Here is a 15,096-nt window from a genome sequence, read left to right as displayed (position 1 = left end):
GGTCGGAGCTCCGGAGCTCGGCTGGGCGCCTCAGCCCTGCTTGAGCTCCGCCCCGAGGTCCTCGCCGAGGCGCGCTGCCTCGCGCAGGTCGCCAGGCCACGCGACGCGACGCTCTGCCCGGCGCAGGCGGGAGCCGTCCGGCTCGGCGAGGAGCGCGCGCAGCCAGAGCGCGTCGCCGTCTCGCACCGCGTAGGCGGCCACCGGGGTCCGGCAGCTGCCTTCCACGGCGGCCATCACGGCGCGCTCCGCCGTGACGCAGGTCGTGATCTCGCGGTCCGCGAGCGCCGCCAGGACGTCGCGCACGGTGCTGTCGTCCGTGCGGCACTCGATGCCGAGCGCCCCCTGGCCGATCGCCGGCAGCGACACCTCGGGCGACAGCACCTCCGTGGCGCGGTCCGCGAGGCCGAGCCGCTTCAGGCCGGCGAGCGCCAGCACGATCGCGTCGAACGCGCCGTCGACCACCTTGCGCAGCCGGGTGTCGACGTTGCCGCGGACCGGCTCGATCTGGAGGTCCGGGCGCGCCTCGCGCAGCGCGACAGCGCGGCGGAGGCTCGACGTGCCCACCCGGGCGCCTGCCGGCAGCTCCGCGAGCGGGGCGCCGCTCCGGGTGACGAGCGCGTCGCGCGGATCCTCCCGCGCGGGAATGCACGCGAGGCACAGCGCCGGGGCGATCTCGGCGGGGACGTCCTTGATCGAGTGGACCGCGAAGTCGGCGCGCCGATCCAGCAGCGCCTCCTCGAGCTCCTTGATGAATAGCCCCTTGCCGCCGATGTCCTGGAGCGATCGATCCTGGGTCCTGTCGCCCGAGGTCACCACCTCGAGCTCGCGGAGGGTGAGGCCGGGCACCGCCGCCTCGAGGGAGCGAGCGAAGGCGCGGGACTGGGCGAGGGCGAGCGCCGAGCGGCGCGTGGCGAGGGTGAGCTCCATGTAGGTCACGCTCCTTTTAACCCAGCCGCGCGCACGGCCGCGGCTTGATTCGCGACCGCCAGGACGCTGGCCTCGGCGGGCTGGGGGCGCGCGCCGGGCTGCCGGGCATAGTGGCCGTTGTCCTCCGCGGCGTGGGGGCGCGGCCCGGCCTGCCGGAGCGCGGGGTCGCCGCTGCGGTCGCCGGAGGCGGGCGGCTCCGCCCCGCGGGCGGACACCGGCGTGCGCCGATCGTCCGCGGCGTCGCGCAGCTCCCCCTCGGCGATCGCCCGGGCGACGCCGCTGTCGATCGGGGCGTCGTCGATGTCGAACAGCTCCCGGAGCGAGTCGACGTGCTCGGCGACGCGGGGATCGCCGGCCAGCGCGCGGAGACGGGTGGTGGGCACGTGGAGCAGCTTGTTCGTGGCGGCGTCGATCATGAGCGCGAGCGCCTGGCGCTCGGCCGGGCCGAGGTGCCGGAGCTTGCCGGAGAGGCTGCGCTCGACCTCGGCGGCGAGGATGGAGCGCGTGCGGGACCGCAGGCCCACGATCGTGGGCGTCAGGGCGCGCTCGAGCGTCCACGCCTCGAACGCCTGCGCCTCGTCCACGACGATCGCCTCGGCCCGCGCCGCCTCGGCGGCGCGCCCCTCGACGGACTGCGCCACGATCTGCGAGAGGTCGTCGACGTCGTACAGGTAGACGTTGTCGAGCTTGTTGACGGCCGGGTCGATGTCGCGCGGGACCGCGATGTCGATGAGGAAGAGGCTCCTGCCCTTCCTGGCCTTGCGGGCCCGGCGGACGAGATCGAGCGTGACCACGTAGCTCGGGCTCGAGGTCGACGAGACGACGATGTCGGCCTCGACGACGGCGCGCTCGAGCTCGGCCCAGGGGCGGGGCTCGCCGCCGACCTCGCGGGCGAGCGCGGCGGCGCGCTCCGGGCTCCGGTTGACGACGACGAGGCGGGCGCCGGCGCGGACGAGGAGCTTCGAGGCGGCCTCGGCCATCTCGCCGGCGCCGATGAGCAGCGCCGTGTGGCCGGCGAGATCCGTGAAGATCTGGCGGGCGAGATCGATGGCGACGCTCGAGACCGAGACCTGGCCGGCGCCGATCGCCGTCTCGGTGCGCACGCGCTTGCCGACCTTGATCGCGCGGTGGGCCGCGCGGCCGAGCCGGGCGCCGAGGGTCTTCGCGCCGCGGGCGATCTCGATGGCCTCCTTCATCTGGCCGAGGATCTGCGGCTCGCCGACGACCATCGAGTCGAGCGAGGCGGCGACGCGGAAGAGGTGGACGACGGCATCGCTGCCGACCCGGCCGGCGAGGTGGCCGCGGACGGCGTCCCCGCCGATGCCGACGAGGACCGAGACGGCGGCGCGGAGCGCCTCGTTGTCGAGCGAGAGCTCGTCGTCAGGCGACGGCGGCGCGCCCCCGGCGCGGGTGAGGCCCGGCGCCGGCTGCCGCGGTGAGGCGTAGACCTCGACGCGGTTGCAGGTGGAGAGCACGAGCGCCTCCGCGATGGCGGGGTGTCCGGTGAGGCGCGCGAGCACCTCGGGGAGCTGGTTCCGCCCGATCGCGAGCCGCTCGCGCACCTCGATGGGCGCGGTCTTGTGGGAGAGCCCGACGAAGATCAACTGCCGCTAGCCTCCGAGCCCCGCGGCGGGGCGGACGAGATAGATGACGAGCACCGCCGCGGCGCAGGCGAGCCCCGCGATGGTGCCGTACGCCGCGCGCCGGCCGCGCCAGCCCGCGGCGGCGCGCAGGAGCAGCACGAGCGCGATGAGGAGCCAGGTGGCGTAGCCGAAGATGGCGCGCATCACCTCCTCGGTGTTGCCCATCTCGAGCTGGTGCGCCCAGTACGTGCCCGTGACGATGCCGAGCGTCAGCAAGGGGAAGCCGGCGATCAGGAAGCGGTGGACGGCGCGGTCGAGGGTGTCGAGCGGCGGGAGGCTCCCCATGCGCTCGACGTGCCGCTTCTTCTTGAGCCGCTTCTCCTGGACGAGGTAGAGCGCGGCGGAGGCGCCGGCGAGCAGGAAGAGGGCGATGCCGAGCAGGTTCGCCATGACGTGGGCCGCGATGAACAGCGGGCTGAGCTTCGGCTCGGGGTGCGGCTTTCCGAGGAAGAAGGTGCCGAGCAGGAAGGCGAGCCCGAGCGGCCCGATGAGCAGCCCGAGCGCGTCGATGCGGAAGCGACGGCGGGCGACGAGGTAGACGGCGATCGCGAGGAGGGACGCGACCGAGAGCATGAAATGAACGGAGTGGACCGGGCAGACGCGCGCGACGAAGCTGGCGAACGTGACGTAGGTGGCGTGCCCGAGGGCGCCGAGGCCGAGCAGCAGGGGCGCGTGCCGCGAGGGAGGCGCGGCCGCGGCGCTGGGCCGCGCGGCGGGATCATGGTGGTGCCCGGCGCCGAGCCCCGCGAGATCGGTCGCGGAGGGGAGCCGCGCGCGGCTGCGGGCGACGTCGAGGAAGAAGAGGGCGCTCGCGGCGCCGTAGAACAGCAGCGCGAGCACAAAGCTGATCCCGGAGAGGACCTCGGGCATGGCCCCCGTTATAGCCTGCCTCACCGGGGATGGCCCGCCGGCCGCAGAGGCCGCGGCGTACTCTCGTAAGAACGGGCCCGACAGCGCAGAAGAGCCGGGCCGAGCGCCCCGGAGCTTCCGCTGCCGGCGCGTCGCCTCCGCCGAGGGCGCTCCAGCAGCGGCGCCGCCGCGGCGCGATGCGACGCGGCTACATGTCGCTCGTCAGGAACGCGGCGAGGAGCTCCTCGTCGGTGGTCAGGCTGCTGTTGGTCGCGGTCGCCGCCGGCGCGGCCTTGCGGTGTTCGGCGAACGTGCCCACCGGCGCGCCGATGAACCCCGGGATCACGTCGTAGGCGTTGTCGCCGATGATCATGGATCCCTCGAGGATCTCCGCGCCGAGCTCCCGGAGGAAGGCGCGCGTCTTGACCCTGCCGAGGACCTCGTGGATGTCGGCCGAGCCGGTCACCTCGCGGAGCACGCGGATCGCCTCGATGATCTTGTAGCGGCGCCCCTCGGTCTTGATCAGAAGCTCGTCGTTGTTCAGATCGACGCGGTCGCTCGCGATCCAGTCGTCGAGCGCGGCCTGCGGAAAGAACACGCGGTTCTTCATCGCGTCCAGTCTACTCAAAAACAGGCCCGAGCGGTGGGACCGCGACGGGCGGGCCGGAGAAGACGGGCGTCAGGCCGCCGGGGGCACCCTGGGCGGAGGCGCCGAGTCCCGCGGCAGGCCGCGGAGGCGCGCCGGCAGGTGCCAGAGCGACTCGAAGATCCCGAGCAGCACGTAGAAGCCGAGCAGCCACACGAGCACGAACGCCGGCTGGAGCTGCGTCGATATCACCGCGCTCGACCCGATCGCGAACGCGACGAAGAGCACCGTCCGGACGTTGAGGCGGAGATCCTTGAACGAGCGGAACCGGATCGTCGAGACCATCAGCAGCGACAGGATCGTCGTGGTGGCGAGGATCGCCGACGCGTAGCGCTCGCCGCCGATGGCGCCGGCGGCGGCGTGGTTCGCGACCACGATCGAGACAAGGATCCCCGCCGCGCCCGGGATCGGCAGGCCGACGATGTACTTGGAGGGCTTCGTGGGCTTGCCCGCCTCGCCCATCGAGAGGACGTTGAAGCGAGCCAGCCGGACCGCGCCGCACGCGGTGAAGAAGAACGAGACGAGCAGCCCCGCGAGGTCGAAGCGGTGCAGCGTCCACTGGTACACGAGCATCGACGGCGCCACGCCGAACGAGACGATGTCTGCCAGCGAGTCGATCTGCAGGCCGAAGGCGCTCTGCGTCTTCGTCATCCGCGCGACACGCCCGTCGAGCGTGTCGAAGAACATCGCGAAGACGATCAGCAGCGCGGCGCGGTAGAAATCGTCCTCCGACTGCGCGGTTGCCGAGCGCCGGATCGAGTCAAAGCCGCAGAATATCGATGAGAGCGTGATCAGGTTCGGAAGCAGGAACAGCGTCTTCCTGAGCTCGAACCGCCGTCGCTTCCGGATCATGCCGCCTCCCTTTCAGGCAGGCGAGGCTATCGCCGTGGAGACCACGAACGCAAGCGCCGCGGCATGGACGAGAGCCGTTGGAAGCTTACCGCGAGCTCGGATTCGAGAGCGTTTCATCGCACCCTCTGCTGCATTTCATTCATCGCGTCGGATCGGTCTGCGGCCGAGCGCCGCATCGACCGCTCCGCGGCATGCTCATCGGCTCGACCGCTCAGCGGCCCCATCACCGCCGACCGCTCAGCGGTCGGGGCGCGCGGTGGCAGGCTCGTTCCATACCGCCTCCGGCACCTTGGCGCCCGGATCGAAGCGGCACGCCATCGGGCGCACCTCGACGGCCACGCCGCTCGCCGCGGACGAGCCCGCGGCGGCCCGAAACAGCCACGAGCGCGCGAGATCGCCCGGGACAATCGCCGAAAGAGGAGCCCGCCCGATCGATCTCGCCTCCCAGCCGGCCACGCACGGCGCGGCAGGCGTGCCGTGGAGCACCGCGGACGAGGTCAGGAGCACCATCGCCTCGGTCGCGCCAGAAGAGCCGGCGGCGTCGGTGACCAGGACGGGGTGGCGCGTGCCCGGGAACAGCGCGTCGCTCCCGAGGAAGAGCGGCGCCTCGTGGCGCGCGGTCGCGGCGCGCTCGGCGGCAGAGCAAGGGCGCGGTACATCGCCGAGGTCGAGCGGCGTCGGGATCGGCTGCGCCGGGCCGAGCGTTCCATCCCCGCGGAAAGGCTGGAAAATCGCCCACGCCACCCCGTGCCCTGGATCGGCGACGAGCGTCGTGACGCCGATCGATTTGCCGGCGTAGGTCCAGTCCGTGTGCACGACGCGATCGCGCCCCGGCGGCGGCGCGACCGTCACGGCGTCGATCGCCCACGCGGCGCCGGGATCGGGCGGGGTGGCCCCGCCGGGGGACGCCGGCGCCGAGCGATGCGCGAGCAGCATCGTGGTCACCGGGCCGTTCGACGCCTGCCGGACCATGCCCACGCCGACAGGCTGGCCGTCTGCGAAGACGGCGTCGGCGCGCACGTCGAGGCTGCCGCGGGGGCCCGACTCGGGCCAGGGCGGGAACTCGAAGCGCTGGAGCCTGCCGGAGGGCTCGTAGAAGAACGTGAGCGCCGAGTGCGCGCTGCCGGAGTGCGGGCGGACGAAGAGCCCGCGCATCGAGACGGAGAGGAGCGCGGGATCGAAGAAATCGTCGGGGGGCGGCGCGGGCGCGCGGCGCGGCGGCGCGCCGGGCTGAGGGCGCGCGCCGGACGACGGCTGGCGCGCCGCGTCCGGGACGACCTTCACGTCGCCGAGCTCGAACGGGCCGGCGTCGGGGATCACGCCGCGCCCCGAGGTGCCATCCATCCAGTTCTCCCAGGCGACCTCGACGTTGCGCATCGGCGTGCCCGGCTTCGCCGCGCCGCCGGGGAGCCGCACGCGGGCCGCGGCGTAGCCTTCCATCTGGGTGGTGATGTTGGTCGCGACCCGCGCCCTGCCGAGCCCCGACGGCACGGCGGGCAGGAGCGAGCGCGTGACGACGCGCGCCTCGCCGGCGCCCGACTCGGGGAGCATCGCGGAGACGACGTCGACGGCGCCGCTCGGCGCGCGCGTGAGCAGCGACCAGACCGACCGGCCGCGCAGGAGCTCGTCGGCGTCGGGCAGGCCGAGGCCGCTCGAGTCGACGTGGTCGATGCGCGTCCACTTCGAGGACGGCAGCGTCTCGCAGACGATGGGCGTGCGCGCCGCGGGCTGGGCGCGCGGCGCGAGGTCCGGCGCGCGCGGCGGCGCGCCCTCGGCCTGGCCGCCCCAGCCGACGCGGGTCGCCACGTCGCCGAAGAGGCAGCCGCTCGCGCCGCACGCGATCGCGACCGGGGCCTGCGCGAGCTCGCGCGAGAGCGCCAGCATCTCCGGGAGCTCCGCCCAGCTCACGCCGCCGTCGAGCGACTCCCAGAGCGCCGCGACGTCCTCCGCGCCGGCGCGCGGGGCGCGGGTCGCGAGCGCGACGACGCGCCGACCGAAGCCGGCGAGCGCCGCGCCCTCGGCCGGCGGGACCGCCGCCGTGAGCACCCGGCCGTCCTCGTCGGCGGTCAGGTACGTGAGCGCGCCGCGATCCGAGAGCAGGAGGCCGACGGCGCCGTCGTCCGCGGGGCGCAGCGCGCTCTCCTCGACGATCTCGAGCCCCTCGGACGAGGGGCCGTCGCCCGACCCGCCCTCGGCGTCCTCGGCCTCGGCGTCCTCGTCCGGCGGCGCCGGCGCCGTCGCGGCGGTCGCGTCGAGCGATCGCGGCGCGAACGTCTCGCCGCCGTCGTGGGAGACGAAGAGCGCGAGGCGCTCGTCCTTGCCGCGGTAGCCGAGGAAGTAGGCGGAGCGCCCGTCCGTCGAGAACGCGGGCAGCGCGGCCGGGGCGCTGAGCGTGGGGGCCGCCGTGAGGGCGACCGTCGCGCGGGCGTCGTCCCCGGCGCCGTCGTGGGTCAGGAGCAGCGGCGCTGTCGGCTTGCAGCCGCCGGCGCCGTCGCTCGGCTTGCAGACGCCGGTCAGGAGCGCCGCGCCCTCGGGCGCCACGGCGACGCCGACCTGGTCGATGTCCAGCGTCTCGAGCGTGGCGGCGGGCGACCACGTGCCGCCGCCGTCCTCGCTGCGGAGCACCCGCGCGAGGATGCGGTCGCCGTCCGGCTCGGAGCACACAGCGACGATGCGCCGGCCGTTCGCGCCGTTCGCGCCGAGCTTGATGCTCCCGCACTCGCCCGTGCCCGGCAGGGGCGCCTCCCTGAGCGGGCCCTCGATGGGGCCGCTCGCGAAGCGCCACGGCGCGCCGGCGTCGTCGGGCCGGACCGCTTCGAGGTAACGACCGCCGGTCATCGCCGCCCGCCCGAGCCACACCGAGGAGGCGGACGGGGCGCGCGGGGCCGCGACGGCGAGCTCGACGTCGGCGCGCGGGAGCACCGCGGCGCTGCGCGAGAACGCGGGCGCGCGCCGCGGATCCCAGGTCGCCGATGCGAGCAGGCCCTCGGCGAGGAGCTCGCCGCCGAGGACGCCGACCCGCGAGAGGCCCATGGCCGGGAGCGGCGCGCGCGACCAGGTCGCGCCGCCGTCCTCACTCGCGAACAGCGCCTCGGGCAGCGCGAGCGCGAGCGCCCGGCCGCCCTCGGCCATCGCGACGCCGAACGCGCGCGGCGGCGGGGAGCCGCCCTGCCCCGCGGCGCCGTCGAGCGGGACCGGCTTCCAGCCGAGATCCTCGCGCCATCGGAGCACGCCGCCGCCCCGGGTCACCCCGAGCAGCGCGCCGCCGGCGCCCGCGACCTGCGCGAGCGGCTCGGGCGGCGTGAGCGTGCGCGTGAACTGGCCGAGCGGCGAGGAGGCCTCGTAGATCGCCCCGCTGGTGCCGACGAACATCCACGAGGCCGGCGAGCGCCGCACGATCGCGGTGAGCTCCTCGGGCGCAGGCGAGGCGCTGGTCCTGCCCTGGCCCGCGCAGCGCGCGGCCGACGCGGTCGCGGGGGCGGCCGCGGGCGCCTGAGGGTCGGGCGTGACCGTCCAGCGCTGGCCCCCCTGGACCACGACGACGCAGCCAGCGCCCGCGGGCGCCCACGCGACGGCGGCGTCGGGCGCCGCGGGGTGGTAGCTCCAGCGCGCCGGCGAGGTGTAGGCAGCGCCCGCGATGTCCGCCGACGGGACGGCGGCCTCGACAGGGCGGGGCGGCTGGGCCGGGGCGCCGGAGCAGCCGGCGAGCGCGCACGCCGACGCGAGGGCGACCGGCGCGCGGGTCCGCGACGGCGGCGCTGTCATTCGACCCAGCGGGCCACGAACAGGTTGGTCTCGCCCGGCTTCTCGCCGTACCGGTTCGAGGCGAAGACGACGTGCTCGCCGGTCGGCGAGAACATCGGGAAGCTGTCGAAGCCCTCGTAGAAGGTCACGCGCTCGACGGGCGGCACGCCGTCCGCCGACGGGGGCGCCTCGGAGTCGACCAGGTAGAGGTCGAAGTTCGGCATGCCGCGCGCGCCCTGCGGGGTGCTGAAATCCGAGGCGAAGAGGATGCGCCGCGAGTCGGGCAGGAAGTAGGGCGCGAAGTTGGCGCGGCCGTTCCTCGTCACCGCGCGCGGGTTCTGCCCGTCGGCGCTGGCGACGAAGATCTCGAGCGCGCTCGGGCGCACGAGCCCCTTGGCGAGCAGCGCGCGGTAGTCGTCGAGCGCCGCGCCGGTCGGGCGGCTCGCCCGCCACACGAGCTTGGTGCCATCGGGAGAGAAAAATGCACCGCCGTCGTAACCAGGCGTGCTCGTGATGCGGCGGACGTCGGAGCCGTCGAGCTTCGCGGTGTAGAGCTCGATGTCCCCGTCGCGGTTGCTCGTGAACACGAGGCGCGAGCCGTCGAACGCGACGGTGGCCTCGGCGTCGTAGCCCTTGCCCTGGATGAGGGGGCGGAGGTCCGAGCCGTCGACCTTGGCCGTGTAGATGTCGAACTCGTCGAGCGGCCAGACGTACCCCTGCGAATGATCGGGCTTCGGCGGGCACGCCTCGCCGGCGGCGTGGGTGGAGGCGAAGAGGACGCGCGCGTCGGCCGGGACCGCGGGCGCGGGGAACAGGAAATAGCCGCAGGTCGTCTTGCCCTGGCCGTTCGAGACCCGGCGGACGTCGCCGCTCTCCAGGTCGATGACGTACTGCTGGTCGCACTTGTTGCCGTCGCGGGTCGACTGGAACACGAGCTTCTTGCCGTCGGGCGACCAGTACGCCTCGGCGTTCTCGCCGCCGAAGGTGAGCTGCCGGAGGTCGGCGAGGTGCTTCTCGCGCGGGTCGGCGGCGACGCTCTTGCCGGCGCGGACGCGGAACGGGAGCCACTCGGGCTTCGCGGTGGTCGTCGCCTCGGGGATCTGGCCGAGGGGCTCCTTCGGCCGGGGTTCCGGGGAGGCGCAGGCGGCGAGGAGCAGGCAGGCGAGGACGGCGGTCGGCCTTCGGTTCATGGCCGCGCGACTCTAGTACGAAAGCGGGGAGACGTCGCGCGCGCCGCTACGGGCGGGAGATCACTGCCGGAAGATCGTCACCGTCGTCGGAGTCGTATGGCCACCGCCGACGCAGTTGGGGAAGCTGCCGTCCTCCGTCGGTCTGCCGCAGAGATCATCGCATTCACCGAGGACGTCGATGATGCAGCCCGACGCGTCCACCCCCGTCCCGCCGCAGACGCGGGAGATGAGCGTCGACCCGGGCGACCTGCACGCGAACCGGAGCGGCTCCGGGGCGAAGAGATCTCCGAAATAGGCACCCTCCCGGTGAGGGAAGCTCTCCCGCTCCGCGGCGTCCGCCTCGAGGGCCTTGTTCTTGCCCCGCATCGAGATAGGGATGCTCTCCCCGAGGTGGTTGACCCTGGCCAGCATGCAGGCCGACACCCATCCTTGGCAGCGCGCGTTGCATTGCCCACGCGCGCGGCCCCACTCGGGCGCGAGGCCGACATCCCCCTTGAACACATGCTCCTGGCCGTCGAGCGACACCCGCACGGCTTGCCCCGCCGGGAGCGCGCAGCCCGCCACGTAGGTCAAGAACTCGCGCGCCAGAGGATCCCGCAGCGCGCTGAGGACATGGCTGCTGCCCGCGATCCCGTCGTTCGTCAGCGGGTTGCCCGTGAGCGCCTCGGTCGCGAGCCGGTCTGTCGTGAGGGCGCTGGCCTTCAGCGCGTTCTTCGTGAACGCGTTCTTCGTGAACGCCTCTTGCGCAATCTCATCGACATACTCCTCCGGAGACTCAGCGTCGCCGACACAGGCCGGCAAACAGACGCTCAGCAGGCCCAGGATCGAGGTCGCCAGTTCGAGTTGATTTCGCATAGCCCCCTCAGCACGAATGAAACATGCATCAGGAGTTTCCTCAATCAATTTTCAGGCAGAATCTTAGAATTCTGCGCCTCCGCTGACGTCGTGACGACAGCGCAAGAGCAGTAGGACAGGCGCGCTCGTGGGCCTCCTGCGGACTCCGGGAGAGCCGCAAGCAGGGAATCCTACGTACGGCCGATCACCGGATTACGGCGATTCGTGTTCGCCGAGCCACCGCGCCGCGAGCGCGAGCGTCTCGCCGTTGTCGAGCGCGGAGAGGAACCGGTCCCGTAAGCGAGGATTCGAGATCTGCGCGGCGCGGGAGAGCACGCTGCGGCGCGCCTTCGCGATCGCGGCGAGCGCCTCGGCCTGCTGGCCGCTCGCGAAGAGGGCCTCGGCGCGGACGAGCCGGATCAGCGACTCGCCCTCCTCGACGGCGCCGAGCGACTCGAGCAGGGAGAGCGCCTCGCCGGACAGCGCGAGCGCCTCGTCGGCGCGGCCCTTCCGGAGCAGCACGCGCGCGGAGAGGGCCCACGCCGCGGCGCGCAGCGGCGGCGCGCTCTGCAGGAGCTCCGCCGCTGCGAGGGCCTCGGCCTCGGCGGCGGCGAGATCCCCGGCGAGCAGCGCCGCCTTCGCCAGGTAGGCGCGGGCGACCCCCTCGGCCCTCGGATCGCCCAGCCGCTGGAACGTCGCGATCGCCTCCGCCTCCAGCCGGCGGGCCTCGTCGAGATCGCCGCGGGCGATCATCACGCTCCCCAGGTTGCTGCGGGTGAACGCGGCGAGGTCCGTGAGCTCCATCTGCTCCGCCGCGCGCAGCGCGGAGCGAAGCGCGGCCTCGGCCCCGTCGTAGTCGCCGAGCTCCATGGTGATGGCGCCGAGGTTCACCCGCAGCGAGCAGGCGTTGCGGCGATCGCCGCTCCGCTCGAACACCGCGAGCGCCGCCTCGACGCCCTCGAGGCAGGCGCCGGGGTCGCCGGAGGTCATCGCGCGGATGGCGCGCGCCTCGTAGAGCCTGGCGAGCACCTCGACGTCGAGCAGCCGGCCCTCCGCCTCGCTGCGCTCGAGCGCCTCGATGATCCCGTCCGCCGCGGCGTAGCGGCCGCCGAAGACGAGCCAGTGGGCCCCCTCGACGAGGCAGATGTCCCTCCTGGTCAGCGCGCCGCCCTGGGGCGACGCGCCGCGCGCCGCCGTCACCCAGGACTCGACGCGGTCGAGGGCGCCCTGCTTGCCGGCGGCCATGATCACCTCGGTGACCGCGGAGTACCAGGACGGCGAGCCGGGCTCGAAGAGCGCGGCCGCCTCGAGCGCGCGCTGCTCGGCCGCCGCGAAATCGCCGCGCCAGACGCGGGCCTCGGCCTCGACGAGGAGCAGCCCGCCCGCCTCGGCGCCGGACGCGCCGCACGCGAGGCCGCGCCCGGCGTGGCCGATCGCGGCGAGGAGATCGTTGCCGCGCAGCGCCTGCTCGGCCGCGCGCCGGTACCACGCCGCCGCCCGCCCCGGCTCGGCGCCGCGCTCGAAGTGCTCCGCGAGCTCCGCCGCGTCGCGCTTCCCCTCCCCCTCCAGCCACTCGCCCGCGAGCCGGTGGCCGAGCTTCCGGTCGTAGTCGGTGAGCGCCCCGTACGCCGCCTCGCGGACGAGCCCGTGCCGGAAGCTGTACTCGGGCTCGTCCGCGCCCGCCTCGCTCGGCGGGCCCTGCTCGCTCGCGTCGCCGTCGCTGACCGGCGGCGCCTCGCGGGCCTCGGCGTCGGCGGCCATCCCGCGCGCGGATGTCGACGAGAGGAGGCCGGCGCCGCGCGCGCCGCCCCGGCCGGGCTGTCGCCGCGGGACGATGACCTCGCGCTCGACGAGCTCGGCGAGCCGGTCGCCCACCTCGGCGTCGGCGCCGCCGAGCAGCGCGGCGACGCCGCGGGAGCGGAAGCTCTGGCCGAAGACGCTCGCCGCCCGGAGGACGCGCCGCGCCTCGGGATCGAGCGCCTCGAGCCGCGCCTGCACCATCGCGAGCACCGTCTCCGGCAGCGCGGCGCCCCGGCCGTCCGCGGCGGCGCGGATCTGCTCCTCCAGGAAGAAGGCGTTGCCGTCGGCGCGCTCGACCAGCGTGGCGACGACGCCCTCGGAGACGGCGCTGCCGAGCGCCTGGCGCACGAGCCGCTCGCTCGCGCGGCGCGAGAGCCCCGTGAGCTCCACCTCCTGCACGCCGCGGCCGGCCCACAGCTTCGGGAACATCTCGCGCACCTCGGGCCGGCCGAGCGCCAGCACCATGAACGGCGCGTCGCGCAGGTTGCGGAGGGCGCTGTTGATCATGGCGACCGTGGGCAGGTCGCCCCAGTGCATGTCCTCGAGGACGAGCAGCACCGGCTGCGCGGCGCACTCGGCCCGCAGGAACTCCTCCCAGACGAGGTGGAGCTGGTCGCCCATGAGCATGGAGCTCCGGCGCGCCGCCCGGAGCGCCTCGCTCGCCTCGTCCGGGAAGGGCGCCCCCACGATCTCGCCGAGGAAGGGCGCCATGCGCTCGCCGTCCTCGCCGTGGCGCGCGAGGCGCTCGCGGATCCTGCGCTGCACCGCCGCGGCGGGCGCGCCGTCGGCGACGCCGAGCGCGCGCCGGAGCACCTGCGCCAGCAGCCCGAAGGCGGAGCCGGCGCTCATCGGGTCGCCGCGCGCGATCCAGACCTCCATCGGCTCGCCGCGCGCCCGGAGGCGCCGGAGCAGCTCGCTCCGCAGGCGCGATTTGCCCAGGCCGGCGGGGGCCGTGACAAGCACCGCGGAGGGCGTCTGCTCCTCGATGCACTGGACGAACGTCGCCTCGAGGAGGGACAGCTCACGGTCGCGGCCGACGCACGGCGTGGGCTTGCCGAGCAGGCGCGGCACGGCCTCGAGGTCGTCGCGCTCGCCGCGCAGGAGGTGGCCGGCCTGGTCGGCGCCGACGTCGAACCGCGCGCCGAGCAGGCCGGCCGTGACCTCGTCGATGCGGACGACGCCGGGCCGCGCCGCGTCGCCCGCGAGGAGCGCGGCGGCCTGATCGATGAGCTTGCCGATCGGGGAGCGGGCGGAGATCTCGGTGCGCCCCGCGACCAGCGCGACGGGCGCGCCGCCGAGCAGCACCTGCATGGCCAGCGCGCAGCGCGCGCCGCGGGCGGCGAGATCGGTCGGCGCGACGGCGCCGGACAGCACGACGACGGGCGAGCGCGACTCGATGATCTCGAGGCGGCCCTGGTGGCGCTCGGCGAGGGCGCTGAGCGCGCGCACCCGGAGCGCGTCCTCGCCCTCGGACCGGGTCGCGTCGCTGTCGAGCGCGCCGTCGCGGGCGAGGAGGAGGCAGATCATCCGGCGCTCGCCGGTCGTGAGCTCGGGGGTCGGGCCGCCGAGGGGCAAGGGCACGCGCCGCGAGCCGGGCGCGAGATCGCCGAGCGACGAGAGCTCGGCGGCCACGGCCGCGCCGTCGCGGGGGCGGTCGCGCGGGGCCTTCGCGAGCATGCGGAAGACCAGGTCGTCGATCGCGGCGGGGATCTCGCCGCGGAGCTCCCGGAGCCGCGGGGGCTCCTCGAGGAGGACCTTCACGAGCACGGAGAGGCTGTCGTTGCCGACGAACGGGGGCCGGCCGGTGAGGCAGCGGTAGAGGACGCAGCCGAGGGCGAAGACGTCGGCGCGGGCGTCGATGGCGACCTCGCCGCGCGCCTGCTCGGGGGCCATGTAGCCGGGGGTGCCGAGCATGACGCCGGGCATGGTGAGCTCCTGGCCGGCCTCGGCGACGTGCGCGACGCCGAAGTCGAGGAGGGTGACCTCGTCGACAGAGCCGCCGACGAGCAGGAGGTTGCTCGGCTTGAGGTCGCGGTGGACGATGCCGAGCCGGTGGAGGGCGCCGAGGGTGGACGCGACGCGCACGCCGAGCGCGAGGCTCTCGGGGACGGTGAGCGGCTCGCGGAGGAAGCGCTCGGCGAGGGTCTCGCCGGAGAGCCACTGCATGGCGAGGTAGGGGTCGCCGCCCGCGGTCGTGCCGTGGGCGACGTACCCGACGATGCCGGGGTGACGGAGCGCGGCGAGCGCGTGGGCCTCCCGGAGGAAGCGGTGCGTCTCCTGGGGGCCCCTGCGCTGGAGGACCTTCAGCGCCACCGGCTCGCCCGTGAGGCGATCGCGGGCGCGGAAGATCTGCGCCATGCCGCCGGCGGTGGCATGCCCCTCGATCTCGAAGCGGTTGCCGACGAGGTCCCCTGCAAGCATCAGCACCACCCCCGCCGCGGCTCAGGGAGCCGCATCGCTCGCCTGTGCAGCGCGTCGCGAGCCCATCGCAGTGGCCCAGGATAGCCAGAACCCGGAGCTTTCCAGACAGCAAATGTTGCTGTGAGCGAGGCAACGACGACAGGCTCTGTGGAAGGTCTGTCGAGCGGCTCGCAGGAGCAGGCCTTGCTTT

The 15,096-nt window shown here is 74.5% G+C and carries 9 protein-coding genes; all 9 read right to left on the bottom strand.

The annotated features are described in order from the left end of the window. Positions 1-30: 30 nt before the first annotated feature. Positions 31-927, bottom strand: coding sequence for a hydroxymethylbilane synthase (gene hemC, locus WME96_RS08390; RefSeq protein WP_437289642.1), 897 nt, complete (start codon positions 925-927; stop codon positions 31-33). A 5-nt stretch (positions 928-932) separates the two neighbouring features. Then, positions 933-2,531 (bottom strand): glutamyl-tRNA reductase, encoded by a 1,599-nt coding sequence (gene hemA, locus WME96_RS08385; RefSeq protein ID WP_437289641.1) that lies wholly within the window; start codon positions 2,529-2,531, stop codon positions 933-935. A gap of 6 nt (positions 2,532-2,537) precedes the next feature. Further along, positions 2,538-3,440, bottom strand: a complete 903-nt coding sequence (locus tag WME96_RS08380) for a cytochrome C assembly family protein (RefSeq protein WP_433934694.1) — start codon at positions 3,438-3,440, stop codon at positions 2,538-2,540. Positions 3,441-3,627: 187 nt separating this feature from the next. Beyond that, positions 3,628-4,029: a hypothetical protein gene (locus tag WME96_RS08375; RefSeq protein ID WP_061609196.1), complete on the bottom strand. Its 402-nt coding sequence runs from the start codon at positions 4,027-4,029 to the stop codon at positions 3,628-3,630. Between the two features lie 69 nt (positions 4,030-4,098). Next, positions 4,099-4,917, bottom strand: a complete 819-nt coding sequence (pssA, locus tag WME96_RS08370; protein WP_061614979.1) for a CDP-diacylglycerol--serine O-phosphatidyltransferase — start codon at positions 4,915-4,917, stop codon at positions 4,099-4,101. Positions 4,918-5,154: 237 nt separating this feature from the next. Beyond that, a complete protein-coding gene (locus WME96_RS08365; RefSeq protein WP_437289640.1) occupies positions 5,155-8,682 on the bottom strand; it encodes a hypothetical protein in 3,528 nt (1,175 codons plus the stop codon). Further along, positions 8,679-9,851, bottom strand: a complete 1,173-nt coding sequence (locus WME96_RS08360) for a hypothetical protein (protein WP_437289639.1) — start codon at positions 9,849-9,851, stop codon at positions 8,679-8,681. The genes WME96_RS08365 and WME96_RS08360 overlap by 4 nt, the downstream gene beginning before the upstream one ends. A 60-nt stretch (positions 9,852-9,911) precedes the next feature. Then, positions 9,912-10,706 carry a hypothetical protein gene (locus tag WME96_RS08355; RefSeq protein ID WP_437289638.1) on the bottom strand — a complete coding sequence of 265 codons (795 nt, stop codon included), beginning with the start codon at positions 10,704-10,706 and terminating at the stop codon, positions 9,912-9,914. A gap of 192 nt (positions 10,707-10,898) precedes the next feature. Further along, the gene (locus tag WME96_RS08350; protein WP_437289637.1) at positions 10,899-14,906 is read right to left on the bottom strand and encodes a protein kinase domain-containing protein; all 4,008 of its coding nucleotides are present in this window, start codon (positions 14,904-14,906) and stop codon (positions 10,899-10,901) included. Positions 14,907-15,096 lie beyond the last annotated feature (190 nt).

This window comes from Sorangium sp. So ce406, from assembly GCF_051474675.1.
Taxonomy (GTDB): Bacteria; Myxococcota_A; Polyangia; order Polyangiales; family Polyangiaceae; genus Sorangium; species Sorangium cellulosum_G.
The sequence above is the reverse complement of the archived record's forward strand: the minus strand, read 5'-3'. Positions and strand labels throughout refer to the sequence as shown.